This window comes from Acinetobacter sp. ANC 4169, assembly GCF_002135355.1.
GTDB lineage: Bacteria > Pseudomonadota > Gammaproteobacteria > Pseudomonadales > Moraxellaceae > Acinetobacter.
The window spans coordinates 140,142-156,152 of record NZ_NEGE01000009.1 but is presented as its reverse complement, the minus strand read 5'-3'; the positions used below and the strand labels follow the sequence as shown (position 1 = coordinate 156,152).

13 protein-coding genes and 1 tRNA gene are annotated in these 16,011 nt (G+C 42.2%); 9 read left to right on the top strand and 5 right to left on the bottom strand.

Going from position 1 to position 16,011, the window contains the following annotated elements:
• On the top strand, positions 1-214 hold a 214-nt coding region (locus tag B9T26_RS15675), incomplete at its 5' end, for an IS30 family transposase (protein ID WP_171262962.1).
• Positions 215-615: 401 nt separating this feature from the next.
• On the opposite strand, the gene B9T26_RS08765 is transcribed toward B9T26_RS15675, so the two are convergent.
• On the bottom strand, positions 616-990 hold the full coding sequence (locus B9T26_RS08765) for a diacylglycerol kinase (RefSeq protein ID WP_086199329.1): 375 nt from the start codon (positions 988-990) through the stop codon (positions 616-618).
• A 582-nt stretch (positions 991-1,572) separates the two neighbouring features.
• Here B9T26_RS08765 and B9T26_RS08760 point away from each other — a divergent pair.
• Entirely contained in the window at positions 1,573-4,668 is a 3,096-nt protein-coding gene (locus tag B9T26_RS08760) for a multidrug efflux RND transporter permease subunit (protein WP_086199322.1), read from the top strand.
• Between the two features lie 243 nt (positions 4,669-4,911).
• On the top strand, positions 4,912-5,496 hold the full coding sequence (locus B9T26_RS08755) for a DUF4112 domain-containing protein (protein ID WP_086199321.1): 585 nt from the start codon (positions 4,912-4,914) through the stop codon (positions 5,494-5,496).
• Positions 5,497-5,667: 171 nt separating this feature from the next.
• Here the strand turns inward: B9T26_RS08755 and htpX are convergent, their stop codons facing one another.
• Both htpX and B9T26_RS08745 read right to left on the bottom strand, forming a co-directional pair.
• Positions 5,668-6,573, bottom strand: a complete 906-nt coding sequence (gene htpX / locus B9T26_RS08750) for a protease HtpX (RefSeq protein WP_086199320.1) — start codon at positions 6,571-6,573, stop codon at positions 5,668-5,670.
• A gap of 134 nt (positions 6,574-6,707) precedes the next feature.
• Positions 6,708-7,583 (bottom strand): lytic transglycosylase domain-containing protein, encoded by an 876-nt coding sequence (locus B9T26_RS08745; RefSeq protein ID WP_086199319.1) that lies wholly within the window; start codon positions 7,581-7,583, stop codon positions 6,708-6,710.
• A 499-nt stretch (positions 7,584-8,082) separates the two neighbouring features.
• Between B9T26_RS08745 and ttcA the strand changes: the two genes are divergently transcribed.
• Both ttcA and B9T26_RS08735 read left to right on the top strand, forming a co-directional pair.
• Positions 8,083-9,006 carry a tRNA 2-thiocytidine(32) synthetase TtcA gene (gene ttcA / locus B9T26_RS08740; RefSeq protein WP_086199318.1) on the top strand — a complete coding sequence of 308 codons (924 nt, stop codon included), beginning with the start codon at positions 8,083-8,085 and terminating at the stop codon, positions 9,004-9,006.
• Between the two features lie 224 nt (positions 9,007-9,230).
• Complete coding sequence (locus B9T26_RS08735) at positions 9,231-9,614, top strand: SCP2 sterol-binding domain-containing protein (RefSeq protein WP_086176171.1); 384 nt, start codon at positions 9,231-9,233, stop codon at positions 9,612-9,614.
• Between the two features lie 76 nt (positions 9,615-9,690).
• On the opposite strand, the gene B9T26_RS08730 is transcribed toward B9T26_RS08735, so the two are convergent.
• Positions 9,691-10,800 carry a transglycosylase SLT domain-containing protein gene (locus B9T26_RS08730; protein ID WP_086199317.1) on the bottom strand — a complete coding sequence of 370 codons (1,110 nt, stop codon included), beginning with the start codon at positions 10,798-10,800 and terminating at the stop codon, positions 9,691-9,693.
• 365 nt (positions 10,801-11,165) lie between these two features.
• Here B9T26_RS08730 and greB point away from each other — a divergent pair, with 365 nt between their 5' ends.
• Together greB and B9T26_RS08720 are read left to right on the top strand one after the other, a co-directional pair.
• Positions 11,166-11,660 carry a transcription elongation factor GreB gene (gene greB, locus B9T26_RS08725; RefSeq protein WP_086199316.1) on the top strand — a complete coding sequence of 165 codons (495 nt, stop codon included), beginning with the start codon at positions 11,166-11,168 and terminating at the stop codon, positions 11,658-11,660.
• 90 nt (positions 11,661-11,750) lie between these two features.
• Positions 11,751-11,840, top strand: a tRNA-Ser gene (locus B9T26_RS08720).
• A gap of 107 nt (positions 11,841-11,947) precedes the next feature.
• Here B9T26_RS08720 and B9T26_RS08715 read toward each other — a convergent pair.
• Positions 11,948-12,910, bottom strand: coding sequence for a LysR substrate-binding domain-containing protein (locus B9T26_RS08715; RefSeq protein WP_086199315.1), 963 nt, complete (start codon positions 12,908-12,910; stop codon positions 11,948-11,950).
• Positions 12,911-13,159: 249 nt separating this feature from the next.
• Between B9T26_RS08715 and B9T26_RS08710 the strand changes: the two genes are divergently transcribed.
• Entirely contained in the window at positions 13,160-14,383 is a 1,224-nt protein-coding gene (locus B9T26_RS08710; RefSeq protein WP_086199314.1) for an acyl-CoA dehydrogenase, read from the top strand.
• A 229-nt stretch (positions 14,384-14,612) separates the two neighbouring features.
• Positions 14,613-16,010, top strand: coding sequence for an MFS transporter (locus B9T26_RS08705; protein ID WP_086199313.1), 1,398 nt, complete (start codon positions 14,613-14,615; stop codon positions 16,008-16,010).
• Position 16,011: the final 1 nt, after the last annotated feature.

The window sequence follows — 16,011 nt, the reverse complement described above, 5'->3', positions numbered from 1 at the left end:
TTATAGTGCTTGGCAGAGGGGAACAAATGAAAATACCAATGGTTTAATCAGACAATATATTCGAAAAGGAAGTGACTTAAATGACTATACAGATGAATATATTGCAGAAATCACTCAACGTTTAAATCAACGTCCAAGAAAAAGACTCGGATTTAAAAGTCCGAGTCAGGTATTATGCCAACAACATGGTGTTGCACTTCAAATGCTAATCTAAGGCTTTAAAATTCTGGGTAATAGATGAAAAAAAGCACCTGTTAAGATTAATGCCAGTCAGTTAAGAAATTGACTGGCATTTTCTTTTTTAAATTCATGACTGTAGTTGATATATGGAAAAGTCATCCGCAACTGTTTGAGGCAGGACTACATTAAAAAATGATTGTTTCTGCGATAAATTTGCTAGTTGATAGTGGCTGACGAGTTTTGCGGATGACATATGCCTTTGGTTACTTTGGGCGAAACCAAAGTAACAAATGAGCTGCAAGAATTTGATTTAAAAAGGTAAGACTCCGTCGTGAACTGCTAAAAAGCTAAAGAGTCTATTTCGAAACTCCTTAACTGATCAGCATTAACTGTGAAGATGCTTTTTAAATCGTCAAGATTCTGGACATAAAATAACTAGTGAATCAAAATAATCAGCCAAACAAAAAAGATCATGCTGAGGGAAACAAACTGCGCTGCACTACCCATGTCCTTGGCATTCTTTGAAAGCGGATGTTTTTCTAATGAAATACGGTCGATCACGGCTTCAATGGCTGAATTGAATAACTCCACAATTAGAGCCAGCAAACAGACAGCAACCATGAGGGCTTGTTCAACTGCAGTGACCTCAAGAAAAAAACTGACTGGAATTAAAATGGTATTAATGAATACGATCTGACGAAAAGCGGCTTCATTGCTAAATGCTGCCTTAAAACCAGCAAGTGAATACTGGGTGGCATTGAATACACGCTTAACACCTGTTTTGCCTTTAAAAGGAGAATAAGAGTTCATTGCACTCAAACATTGACTAATTTGGGTCATCATATTCGATTTTGCTTAATCCAGAATTAATCAAAAAATTAAATTAAAATAGGGTCTGTTGACATTTCATAAATGGCTTGCGTTGTAGGCTAAAATTGAGCAAACAAGGAATGAAATGCAAAGAATGGTGGTTCCATTTTTAAATTTCATGACGCAGTTTGAGATAATTTTAGCCACAACCCTTCGGGACTAGAGTATTTTTTGACGCTACGTCGTTATGAACTACGCATTTAGAATGACTAAATTTTGTAGTTCATGCCTAGTATCCTCTAAAAAATACTCGTCGTCGCAAACATAGACGAATTGTCAACAGACCCTATAAATAAAAACCTTAAAAATATGCACCATCAGCCAAGCTTTACAAGGGGTGACGATTTAATAAAAAAATTCCCTTCATATTTTCTCCTTATTTAAGGCAAAGTCTCATTTTTCTGTTAAATATGTTTGGCTTTTATACTTCTGTCATTGATTATCAATATCAAATAAATCATTTTAAGTATTCAATGATTGAGTTGAATTTTTTATACCTCGCCATTTAAGTGACCAGGACATATGCTGTCTAGATTTTTTATTCATCGACCGATTTTTGCAGGTGTTTTAGCCATTATCTTGATGGCTTTTGGTGTTTTTGCGACGCTGAATTTACCGGTAGAGCGCTTTCCGGATATTGCCCCGCCACGCATTAGTGTAAGTGCCAGCTATAACGGTGCTTCGGCGGAAACTGTGGAAGAAAGTGTTACCCAGGTACTGGAACAGCAAATTAAAGGCATTGATCATCTGCTTTATTTTAGTTCCAGCAGTGACTCCTCCGGGCGCAGCCGCATTAACATCAGTTTTGAAAATGGCACCGATCCAGATACGGCACAAGTTCAGGTGCAAAATGCGATTAATGGGGTGCTGAATCGTTTACCGGATGAAGTACAGCGTCAGGGAGTGAATGTATTCAAGTCACTGGGTGATACGCACATGGTCATTGGCCTGTACGATGCTACGGGTAAAAGTGACAGCATTGCCTTGTCCGACTATATGCAGACCCATCTGGAAGAAGATCTGGCGCGTATAGACGGAATTGGTGAAGTCGATGTTTTTGGTTCGCAATATGCCATGCGCATCTGGTTAAATCCATTAAAATTAAAACAATACAATTTAATGCCAAGTGATATCCGTGCGGCTGTCGAAGCACAAAATACCCAAGTCGCAGCAGGTGCGGTGGGGGACTTGCCAACCGTTAAAGATCAGTATTTAAATGCCAAGGTCACTTCTGGTTCACGTTTAAAAACCGTGCCGGAATTTGAAAATATCATTGTCAAATCTGCACGTGATGGCAGTTTTATCTATTTAAAAGATGTCGCCCGGGTTGAACTGGGGGCAGAAAATTATCAATCCATGAATACTATCAACGGTTTTCCTTCTGCCGGGATGGGCATTTCGCTGGCTTCGGGTGCCAATGCCTTAGCGACTTCAGCACTAATTCAGGCTGAAGTGGATCAGATTTCGAAGCAGCTTCCTGAAGGCTATAAGCTGGTTTATCCACGTGATAATACGCCCTTTGTAAAAGAATCCATCAAGGAGGTGGTGAAAACCCTGGTGGAAGCCGTGTTGCTGGTGATTGCAGTGATGTTTCTGTTTCTGCAAAACTGGCGCGCGACCCTGATTCCTGCGGTTACCGTACCTGTGGTATTGCTGGGTACGATGGCAATCTTGTATGTACTTGGCTTGAGTATCAATACGCTGACTCTGTTTGCCCTGGTTTTGGCGATTGGGCTGCTGGTGGATGATGCCATTGTGGTGGTGGAGAATATTGAGCGGCTGATGCATGAGAAAAATTTAACGGCTCAGCAGGCATCGATTGAATCCATGCAGGAAATTAGTGGGGCATTGGTCGGGATTACGCTGGTACTGACCGCCGTGTTTATTCCCATGGCTTTTTTTGGCGGTTCAACAGGTGTGATTTACCGCCAGTTTTCGATTACCTTGGTCGCTGCCATGGCTTTATCTCTGGCTGTAGCACTGGTGTTAACGCCAGCTTTATGTGCCTTGATTTTAAAGCCCAATCCACAGCCTGCCCGATGGGCAGTCTGGTTTAACCAGAACCTGGATGGCTTAAAGCAGCGCTATCTTCAATTATCCACTTTAACCCTGCAGCATAAAGCCATTTGTCTGGTGCTGTTTGCTGCGCTGATCAGTGTGTTTGCCTTGTTTTATCGGGCTTTACCGACCAGTTTTATTCCGAGTGAAGATCAGGGCGTTTTAAATGTGCAGTTTAAACTGGTGGATGGTGCACCGATGTCGAAAAGTTCCGAAATTGGTGAGCAAATCAGACAGTATTTTCTGGAAAATGAAAAACAGAATGTAAATCTGGTAATGATTCGCTATGGGCGTAATTTTTCAGGCACAGGACAAAATCTGGGTCAGGGTTTTATTGCCTTAAAACCTTGGGATGAGCGTTCTGGAAAAGAAAATTCAGCCCAAGCCATTCGGGAACGCGCCTTAAAGCATTTTAAAAACAATCCGAATGCACAAATTAATGTGACCATGCCCGCTTCGGTCAGTGGTTTAGGTCAAACTGACGGGCTGGATTTCTGGATTCGTGACATTAATGGTCAAGGTCGTGCCTATCTGGATAGCCAGTTTAAGCAATTGCAGCAGCAGGCAAAACAATACAGCAGTTTTGAAAATCTGGATAAGCGTTCAAATCCTGATAAAGCAGGCTTAAAAGTGAATATTGACCAGAAACTGGCGATGGCCAATGGCCTGTCACAAGCGGCCATAAACAGTACCTTGGCGAGTGCATGGGGCGGCAGCTATATCAATGATTTTATCGATCGTGGCCGGATTAAAAGGGTGATGATGCAGGGCGATGCCGAATTTCGTTCTAAACCTGAAGACCTGCAATACTGGTATGTGCGCAATGATTTAAATCAGATGGTGTCATTTAGCAATTTTGCCACTGTCGGCTGGAGTGGTGGGCCAGATGTGGTGAATCGTTATATGGGTTATACCGCATTGCAAATGGAAGCGGATACCGCCAAAGATATCAGTTCGGGCGTGGCAATGGGTGATGTTGAGCAGCTGGTTGCACAGCACCCGGGTATAGACGTGGCATGGAGCGGTTTATCCTATGAGGAAAAACGCTCGAGTAATCAGGCTTTATTGCTGTATGTGCTCTCAATCGGATTTATTTTCCTGTGTTTAGCAGCCCTGTATGAAAGCTGGTCTATCCCGACAGCGGTACTCAGTGCCATTCCTTTGGGCATTGGCGGTAATATCCTGTTCAGTTATTTTGTCGGTTTTCCAAACGACATTTATTTCCAGATAGCCTTGCTCACCACGATTGGCTTGTCCTGTAAAAATGCCATTTTAATTGTCGAGTTTGCCGCACTTGCAGAGCAACAAGGCCGTAGTGTAATTGAGGCTGCTCTGGAAGGGGCAAGTCTGCGTTTACGCCCGATTCTGATGACTTCACTGGCTTTTGGTGCAGGGGTGATTCCCTTGGTATTTGCCTTTGGTGCTGGTGCAGCCAGCCGTCAGGAAATCGGGGTGAGTGTTTTAGGCGGTGTGATCTTTGCGACTTGTCTGGTGCTGATTTTTATTCCCTTTATGTATGTGCTGATTCGCACACTGTTTAAAGCCAAACCACAGGCATAATCTGATGCATTGGCATTCATTCAATATTCCTTTAGCAAAAGAGGAATATTGAATGATTTTGCCTGTGCTATCTAAGTTAAGGAAGTCGCTCAGAGGTCCATGTTAAGGTCTTCGCCAATTCAGGATGTAATGGATTGATGATTGCGGTTCACTCTCACTTGCTCATTACATCAATACACATCAAGTTGCTCAGATATGATGTAATCTCAATTATTTAGAAGAATTATGTCTGGGGAACAGGCGATGTCCGAACAACCAAAAAAACTCAGCCAGCAAGAAGTCATACGTTTGGAACGGGATTTAGCCAAGTTTGCCAATATGATGGATTCGGTGGTTCGAATTCCATTTACCAAGCAGGGTGTCGGGGCGGATGCTGCCTTAAGTACCATTCCAGTGGCTGGAGATGTTGCCGGATTTGTACTGACTTGCTATGCCATCTATAAGGCCAAGCAAATTGGCGTGCCACAAAGCAAGCTGGCTCCGGTGGTGAAATTGGCCATGATGGATGCTGTGGTCGGTTTTATTCCAGTGCTGGGAACTGTATTTGATGTGTTTATTCGCCCTAGCCGTAAGGCCCTGGCAATCGTACATGATCATATACGTGAGGAATATCACATTCGCAGCGAGTCGCATGTCACGCATCCCTTTTTGCATGAACGTCTGGAGCACAAGCAGCAATCTTCTGCTTTTTGGCGGAATCCTGTTGTGGCCTGGATCTGGCTGCATCTTCCTGATCTGTTGGGTGTTGTTTTTATCGTTTTATTGGCCATTGCCATGTGGTTGGGATTAAGCTGGTTATGGCAATGGTGGCAAACATTGAATATTTAACGCCTTGCAAGATCAAGTAATCGATGATTTTGCTGTCTATATTGTGCATATGAGTAGCGTGCGTAATTGATTGCAATGACATTCTGTTGTATCGAATTTAGTCATAAAAAAAAGCCTCCATGACGGAGGCTTTTTTATTCCATTTATCTCAACAGATTAAGTTTAAACAGATTATGGACAATTTAACTGGTGTAATGCAGCCACACGTTGTTCAATGGTAGGGTGGGTCTGGAACAAAGCAGCCAAGCTAAAACCTTGTTCTTTACCTTCTGCAATTGCAAAGGCTTTCATTTCTTTCGGCATTTGATCAGGTAATTCTGATTCTGCCTGTAAACGCAATAATGCAGAAATCATCGCTTGCTTGCCGGCTAAACGTGCTCCGGCTTCATCGGCACGATATTCGCGCTGACGTGAGAACCACATAACGATAGAAGATGCCAAAATACCAAATACAATATCCAGTACGATGGTAATACCAAAGTAAGCCAGGCCCGGTGCTTCGCCGTCTTCACGACCAAACACGTTACGGTCAATAAAGTCACCAACGACACGTGCAAAGAACATGACGAAGGCATTGACGACACCTTGAATCAAGGCAAGAGTCACCATATCGCCATTGGCAACGTGACCAATTTCATGCGCAAGTACCGCACGAAGTTCGTCTTTGTTCATGCGTTCCAGCAAACCGGTAGAAACGGCAACCAAGGCGTCGTTTTTGTTCCAGCCTGTAGCAAAAGCATTGGACTGATAAGAAGGGAAAATACCCACTTCTGGCATGTTAATACCAGCGCGTTGCGACAATTGTGCAACTTCTTGTAATAACCAGACTTCTGCTTGGTTACGAGGCGCATTCGGGTCAATTAATTCTGTGCCAGTGGTTTTTTTCGCCATCCATTTAGACATGAATAGAGAAATCAGTGAGCCCACCATACCAAAGACAAAACAGATGACCATTAGGTTGCCTAGATTTAGGCCACCAGCACCATGATAACTACCGACACCGAAGAGTGACAAGATAATGCCAGCTACAACCAGTACCGCGAGGTTGGTAAGCAAGAACAAACCAATCCGCATCATTGAGAAAATCCTCTTATAATAAAAAAATGATCTGATTTATAAATCAAAAATCGTCTTAGTAAATATGAGGTGTAAGTGTTAAAAATTCAAGAAAAAATTAATAAAACTCTATAATGATGCAGTTTATAAACAATTTAATTGTCAGCAATTGAAATTTTCGCTGAAGCGGTGGCATGTGCCGTGGCATAAGAACCCATAGGGGCATCGGTAAAACGGCCATCGGACGCTACAATAATCTGGCGCTGATAGCTATGTTGCGGGCTCGGGGTAGAAGTGGATGAAGCAGATGGGTAATGCTCAGATTGCGCAACAATTTTTCCGGAATCTGAGGATGAATTTGAGGAGCTGGAACTTCCACCAATCCCATTGGCGTATAAATTACTATAACGGCTGCTCACACGTCTGACATAATCTTGTGTTTCTTTAAATGGAGGAATGCCGCCATATTTGGTGACATTGCCTTCACCGGCATTATAACTGGCTAATACCAGCGAGGTGTTACCGTTAAAGCGTTTCATCAGCCAAGCCAGGTATTTTGCTCCACCCATAATGTTTTGTTGCGGGTCAAAAGCATTTGAAACATTAAAGCGTCGTGCAGTCGCAGGCATGAGCTGCATCAGTCCCTGGGCACCCACAGGCGAGCGAGCATTGACATTAAAACCAGATTCGGTATGCATTACGGCTTTAATCAGGCCTTCAGATATTCCATGTTGAGAAGCAGCCTGTTTAATCAGGGGATCAAAGACATTTTTATTGCGACTATAACTCGGAAGTACCGAAGCTTCAGATGAACCCCAGTTACTATAGCTATGGATATTACTGTCTGGGTAGTAGGTTTTTTTTTCGACTTTAAGATGGTTATAACGATTTTTCTTATTGGTGAGTAAGGTTGTACCATTCGAATCTTTTAACTGATAAATGGTTTCACCGGCATAACAGGTCGTTGCAACAGAATGAACTGCCACAAACCCCAAAAAATAAAGCCCAGTTTTTACAAAATTATTTTTCATTTTTATAGATAGAAAACATCTGTTCCAAACAGTACAAGTGGAGTTTAACAAAAAAAAACAAGATGAAAAGCATTACTCCATTAATTTCCCTACTAGTTTGTAAAAATCAAGTGCTGTTTGTAGAGATAGTAATCAAAAAAAATTTTAATTTTTTTTTAATCAGGATAACTTGACACATATAAGCTATTGATTTTAAATAAAAACAAAATTGATCAAAAAATGATCAATTTAAATAGAAGCCTTAACTTGCAGGTCAGACACCTTGTCAAGTGTTTTAAAATCCACAAAGTTATCCACAGGTTTTGTGGACAACTGTGGAAAAGTACAAATGGCAAGCATTGTGGCTATTTTTTGAACCGCTAAGGTCAAAATAAATATCAGGGTTTTAGATGAAAAGGATAGTAATAAGCAATTTGCAGAAATTACATTCTTTTGGTGCGATGTGGCACTGAATCGGATAAAATTGCGCGGTATTTTTATTTATGGGTAAATCTCGTCTATGTACTCGCCAGTTGAGTCCGAACAAGGATTTAATTTCAAACCAGAACTGCCAACTAGCTCGGCATATTACCGTTTGTTGAAAAAACTTCGCCGTCAAGTCGGTCATGCCATTCGTGATTTTAAAATGATCGAAGATGGCGACAAGGTAATGGTCTGTATTTCTGGTGGTAAAGACAGTTATACCTTGCTGGATATTTTGTTGCAGTTCAAACGCATTGCACCGATCAATTTTGATGTGGTTGCAGTCAACCTTGACCAAAAGCAGCCAGGTTTCCCTGAAGATGTCTTGCCACGTTATTTAGAAGAAAATAACATTCCTTATTATATTCTGGAAAAAGACACTTACAGCATTACCAAAAAACTGACCCCTGAAGGTAAAACCTACTGTGCAGTGTGTTCCCGTTTACGTCGTGGTTCATTGTATGGATTTGCGCAGGAAATTGGCGCAACCAAAGTAGCTTTAGGTCATCATCGTGATGATATTATGGCCACTTTCTTCCTGAACCTGTTCCATGGCGGCAGCTTGAAGGCGATGCCACCAAAACTGTTGTCTTCTGACAAAAAGAATATCTTGATTCGTCCACTGGCTTATGTGGAAGAAAAAGACATTATTAAATATGCAGAAATGCGTCAGTTCCCGATTATTCCGTGTAACTTGTGTGGTTCACAGGAAAATTTGCAGCGTGCCATGATCAACAATATGTTGCGTGAATGGGATGCACAATATCCGAAACGTTTACACAGTATTTTTGGTGCCATGCAGAATGTATCGCCTTCACAATTGGCGGATCGTGAACTGTTTGACTTTGAAGCTTTAGATGCGCAACGTGAAATTGATTTCACCGGCAGTTGTTCAACTGAAGAAGAAGAAGGGCAAAGCAAACGTATCAATATGGTCAATTTAGGTTTTGTTGCGGATTAAGATGGTTTTAGACACCAATTTCAGGATTGGTGTCTATTTTATATAACTTTATATATCTGATTTAATTAAGAAATGTATCAAAAATATAAAAATTGAACGCATCGTACAAAAAACGTTAAGCAGAAAACAATTTTACATGCTATAACAAGCTTCAAGCAAAATAGCTTCACAAAGATGTTGTCTGGATAGGCGACACAAATGCACAAATAAATTGAGGAAAGATCATGCCTGCCTTTTTAACTGATGATTGGTTTTCAACTGTAGAAACATTAACTGCGCAAGCTGGTGATTTAAACTTGCCACCTGCACTTGCAAATTTAGCCATCAACCTGGTGGTATCTGATGCCCAAGGCAATACAGAATTGTCTCTTGATGGCGGTGCAATCAAAAAAGGTCTATCTTCAAATGCGAAAACCACTTTGAACATGGATGGGGAAACTTTACGTAAAGTGTTCCTGGAATTTGACATGGCTGCTGCAATGCAGGCATTCATGACCGGTAAAATCAAGGTTCAGGGTGATATGTCACAATTGATGGCTTTACAAACAGCCAAGCCAAGTCAGGAACAAAAAGATTTATTCAAGAAAGTGCTTGAACAAACAGCTTAAGTATTTATAACAAATATTTATCGCAATAAAAAAGCTTACCCAAGGGTAAGCTTTTTTGTATTTAGAACATATTAAATTAAATATTCACCAACTCTGAAGTCTTAATATGTTCTAAATAGGCACGAATGCGTGTCACGTATTGAACAGCTTGACGGTAACGACCATTGCTGGCTTTATTACGCTCTAAATAACCATACAGATTCACCCAGTTATTCGGGTTTTTACCTTGAGCACTGATCTTATCTTGAATCTGGTCTACTGCACCTGGACCCATATTATAAGCCACAAGGGCATACCAGTTACGGTCAGGCAAAGGTACGTCTGAATAACGGCTTAGCATCTGGTCGTAATATTTCGCGCCACCTTCAATACTTTGTGCCGGATCGGTTCGGTTACTGACACCCATGGCCTTTGCTGTGCCATTGGTTAGCATCATCAAGCCGCGTACGCCTGTTGGTGAAACCGAATTAGGTTTTAGGTAGGACTCTTGATAACCAATCGCTGCCAATAAGTGCCAATCCAGATCATATTTTGCAGCGGTATTTTTAAAGCTGGCTTTATAAATCGGCATGCGCTGATTCAGATCACGCTGAATGCTATCCCATGAGTGTTCTTCTACTACATTCTGATTATAGAATGAAGCCAATCGGCGAATTGAACCAGACTGTTTACCTTGACAGACAAAACCACTTGCAGTTTGAGTCAATGGATCATTGGCATGTTTAAATACCCAGTTCAGATTGGTATTTAGGCCATTTTGCTGCAAGCTGCTGATATCACCACAAGTTGCAGAAAAAGAAGTTAAATGCTTTTGCTCGATAGTGCGTACATCTGCTGTGGTCATGGCAAAGTTGGCTTTACCTTGTGCAACCCATTTTAATGCGGTGGCATTATCCGGGACAGTTTTAAACACCAGCTTAACATTCAAGCTGTTGGCATAGTTGCGTGCCAGGTCATAACCAAAACCATGTTGGTGTGAACCATCTTTAAATACCGTGGTTGGATTTTCTACTGAAACCACAGTCAGTTGTTTGCCATCGACCACAGAATCATATTGGTAAGATTTACTGGCATTGATACTGTGGAATGGAATTAATGCAGTCGTAAATGCAAGAATTTTTAATGAGAGAGAAGAAGTTAATGAGTTAAGGCAAAGCCTCACCCCAGAAGTTGAACTACTGTGCATGTTGTCTCCGCTACAAGTAATTTATGCCCTAAAAAGCAAAGGCAAACAGGCCTCAGACTTTTTCAAGTTTGATAAATTCAATAAGGGTTGGGCACTCATGACGTCATTCAAAAATGACATTGGATTAAAAGGAGAATAATGTAGAATTTCTACATAGATTAAAAATTAAGCGATCTAAAAACATGCGCGCATAATAAGGCTGAAAAATAAGCTTGTCAAATTTTGTACGAAAACTTTTAGAGAAATGTAACATAACAAATTAATTTTATTGAAGAATTAATTTTATAAACTTTAGTTGTGTGTAAATACGGGATAGAATAGACCATTCTTGTAAGCAAAATGTAAGCAGAACTTCAAAAAACATCATGAAATCTAACTTAATTACACGTACTGGTCATGACAAACTGGTCGCAGAATTACAACATTTATGGCATGAAGAACGGCCTGAAATTACCAAAAAAGTGAACTGGGCGGCGAGTCTTGGCGATAGATCGGAAAATGCTGATTACCAGTACAATAAGCAAATTTTACGTAAGATCGACCGTCGTGTTCGTTACTTAGGCAAGCGTTTAGAAGAGCTCAAAATTATTGATTTTTCACCTGAGCAAGAGGGCAAAGTGTATTTCGGTGCCTGGGTGGAAATTGAGAATGAAGACGGCGAGAAAAAAAACCTGCGTATTGTGGGTGTAGATGAAATTTATGATCATCACCCGCAGCATATTTCTATTGATTCGCCGATGGCACGAGCTTTATTGGGCAAGCAGGTCGATGATGAAGTGCAGGTGTTGACACCTTTAGGTAAAAAGCTGTGGTATGTGAATGAAATTGGTTATGAAAAGCCTGAAAATTCAGCAAATTAATGCGTTTTGTTTTTATTTTAAGCGGTTGATAAGAAAAATATAGAAAAGTGTTTGCCAAGTGAGAGTTTTATTTATATCATAGCCGCCATTGGAAGCGTGGCAGAGCGGTTTAATGCACCGGTCTTGAAAACCGACGAGGGTGCGAGTCCTCCGTGAGTTCGAATCTCACCGCTTCCGCCAAATTCAAAAGCCCCTGTGAAAACAGGGGCTTTTTTAATGTCTGCTCAAAATAAACCATCCTATAAAAATACATTTAGATATGTCTCTATATCGACTTTTTATCATGCTCATTGAGGGGTTTTATCTTGGTTTTTATACGATGAAATCAGCAACTCCTGTTGCATCCAGTCGACAAATTTTTGGATCAAAGGCGAGCTTTCCTGGCTGGAATGCACCAGATAGTAAGCGCGGCGGCCTTCCAGCTTTTTACTCGATGCAATCACCAATTCTTTATGCTTCAGTTCCTGTTCAATCAGCATTTGAGGAATCAGGGCCATACCCATGCCATGATTGGCAGCCACCGCCAGCATGGAAAACAGTTCATGCCGTTGTCCTTCAAAGGGATTGGTGTGTTTGATTTGATGGTGCGCAAACCATTCTTCCCAAATGCTGGGGCGGGTGGTCTGTTGCAGCAAAGGAAGTTGAACAAGTTGCTCGGCAGTTAAATCAAAACTGATCTCATTTAGCATGACAGCATCAGGAAAATACTTTCGAATCAGCGTAGGTGAACATACCGGAACCACATCTTCATGCATTAAATAATGGGTTTGCGTGCCGGGCCAGTGTTCAATCTGCTGCGGTGTACCGGCATAAATGGCAGCATCGAAAATGTTTTCGTTAAATAAAAAAGGTTTGGTACTGGTTTCCAGATGCACGGTAATTTCAGGATAAATGGCATTAAAACGATGTAATTTGGGCAATAACCAGCGTGTAGCAAAGGTCGGAACCACACCCAGCTTGAGCGTTCCACCTAAACCTTTATGCGACATGACATCCAGCGTGCTTTGTTCAAGCCCTCTTAAATAGGGCTTGATGGTTTTATAGTATTGTTGGCCTGCATGGGTCAGTTCTACGCCGTGACGGGTACGGGTAAACAAGCTCACGCCTAAAAAGTCTTCCAGTTGCTGGATTTGCCGGGAAACCGCACTTTGGGTAATAAACAGTTCCTGAGATGCGTGGGTATAACTGGCATGCTTCGCGGCAGATTCAAAGCAAATTAAACCTTGGGTAGAGGGAATTTGTCGGCGCACATGCTCATCCTTGAAAATGTTCTGATATCACAAAATGACATATTAAAAATTGAAAAATATACGACTATAGTCTAAAAAATCTTCAATATAACGCGAACTATTTCCTATAAATCAGCATATTTTCTCCAGATATGCGTAAAGCGCATAACACCATGCAAATTTATCGTTTGAAAGGATGATCATTCACACATAGCATCGAACTCAAAGTAGAACACTTACAATGAAAACTGAGATCAAGCAGAGGACGCGATGAATCAAATGGTCAATACTCAAAAAACGGTTAAAGCACAGTTCAATTGGCAAGATCCATTTTTACTGGAACAGCAATTGACTGAAGAAGAGCGCATGATTCGTGATAGCGCTCATGCCTACTGTCAAGAACGTTTACAACCTCGTGTACTTGAACAGTTCCGCCATGAAAAGACTGATCCAGCAATTTTCCGTGAGATGGGTGCACTCGGCTTGTTAGGGCCAACCATTCCGGAACAATACGGCGGGGCAGGCTTAAATTATGTCAGCTATGGTCTGGTGGCACGTGAAATTGAATATGTCGATTCAGGCTACCGTTCTATGGCCAGTGTACAAAGCTCGCTGGTCATGGTACCGATTAATGAATTTGGTTCGGAAGAACAAAAACAGAAATATCTACCGAAGCTTGCTACAGGTGAATACATTGGCTGTTTCGGTCTGACTGAGCCGGATCATGGTTCTGACCCAGGCAGCATGATTAGCCGCGCCAAAAAAGTCGACGGTGGCTACCGTTTGACCGGCGCAAAAATGTGGATTACCAACAGTCCAATCGCGGATGTGTTTGTGGTTTGGGCCAAAGAAGTATCTGCTGAGGGTAATGTCGGTGACATTCGCGGTTTTATTCTGGAGAAAGGTTGGGAAGGGTTGTCTGCACCAGCGATTCACGGCAAAGTTGGTTTGCGTGCTTCGATTACCGGTGAAATCGTGATGGATAACGTTTTTGTTCCTGAAGAAAATGCCTTTCCTGAAGTGCGCGGATTAAAAGGTCCATTTACCTGCCTGAACAGCGCACGCTATGGCATTGCCTGGGGAGCGATGGGCGCTGCGGAATTCTGCTGGCACACTGCGCATCAATACACCATGGACCGTAAACAGTTTGGCCGTCCATTGGCTGCCAATCAGCTGATTCAAAAGAAACTGGCCGACATGCAAACTGAAATTGCCTTGGGTTTACAGGCGGCACTGCGTTTTGGCCGTATGAAGGATGAAGGCATTGCAGCGGTTGAAGGCACATCACTCATCAAGCGTAATAACTGCGGTAAAGCTTTGGATATTGCCCGTGTTGCACGTGACATGATGGGCGGCAACGGTATTTCGGATGAGTTTGGTGTGGCACGTCATCTGGTGAACCTTGAAGTGGTGAATACTTATGAAGGTACTCATGATGTACATGCCTTGATTTTGGGGCGTGCGCAAACCGGCATCGCAGCATTTTGTAATTAATTCAATGATATCAACTCAGGATGTTCATTTATGAGCATCCCAGAGAGTTTTGTTTTCAAAAATCAATAAACACAGAAAAGGATTCATCGTGAAACATTCTTGTAAAACTCTGTATTTGCAAGCTTAAGTTCAAAAGATGTATGGATAAAAAGAATAAAGAACCGTTTAAGGCAAATGTAGAGAAATAGGACTGCCGATGACTCATTTGGGAAAATGAGGAACAAGGAATATGAAAAACGAAATACAAAATGGAGCAGGTGCGCTCAATTTACCTTCCAATGTGGGTACGATGCACCGCATTACTAGCCATACATGGAAACTGGCATTTATATTTGCCTTTGTATCGCTGGTCATTGATGGCGTAGATATTATGCTGCTGTCATTTAGCTTAACCAGTCTTAAAGCGGAGTTTGGCTTATCGACCTTTCAGGCGGGCATGCTGGGAAGCTCCTCACTTGCGGGTATGGCTCTGGGCGGAATTTCTGGCGGTTGGGCATGTGACAAGTTTGGCCGGGTCAAAACCATCGCATGGTCTGTGGTGTTCTTCTCTATCATGACCTGTATTCTGGGCTTAACCCAAAGTTATGAACAGTTTTTGGTACTACGTTTTATTGGTGCTTTTGGTTTGGGTTCGCTCTATATGGCGTGTAATACTTTAATGGCTGAATATGTGCCTACAAAGTATCGCACTACAGTGCTGGGGACATTGCAAACCGGTCAAACCGTAGGATATATCGTGGCAACGCTGATGGCCGGTGCCATTATCCCAGATCATGGCTGGCGTATGCTGTTTTATGTCACCATTGTCCCTGCTGCGTTTGCCTTGATTTTCATGCGTTTTGTTCCTGAACCGGCATCTTGGCAAGAGGCAAAAATTGAGCAGATCAAACGCCGTGAACTGAAACTGGATGCAGCACCACAACTACAGGTATCTCAATCTGCACCCTCTGAAAGCATTTACAAACGTATTTTTGGGCACACGAATCATCGCAAAATGTTCCTGCTCTGGATGTCTACAGCTGCATTCCTGCAGTTCGGTTACTACGGTGTCAACAACTGGATGCCGACTTATCTGGAAACAGAACTGAGCATGAACTTTAAAGCCATGACCGGCTATATGGTGGGTGCTTATACCGCAATGATTCTGGGTAAAATTCTGTCCGGATATGCTGCAGACAAACTTGGCCGTCGCGTGACCTTTGTATTTGGCACAGTCACGACAGCTGCATTTTTACCGGTCATTATTTTCTTCAATACACCGGACAATATTGCATATTTACTGATTACTTTCGGTTTCCTGTATGGCATTCCATATGGTGTCAATGCCACCTATATGGCGGAAAGTTTCTCGACCGATGTCCGTGGTACAGCGATTGGCGGTGCATACAATATGGGTCGTTTGGGAGCTGCGATTGCGCCTGCCACGATTGGAATTATTGCCGCAGGCGGCTCGTTCACCATGGCCTTTATTGTGATGGGCGCTGCTTACTTTATTGCCGGTGTGATTCCAGGCCTGTTTATTCGGGAGCGTCAGTACGATCCGCAACAGTCTTCATTGGCGACTGAAACTGAACCGGCTAAACATGATGTATCGGTCTCTACAGAACGTCCAGTCACAGTGAAATAGA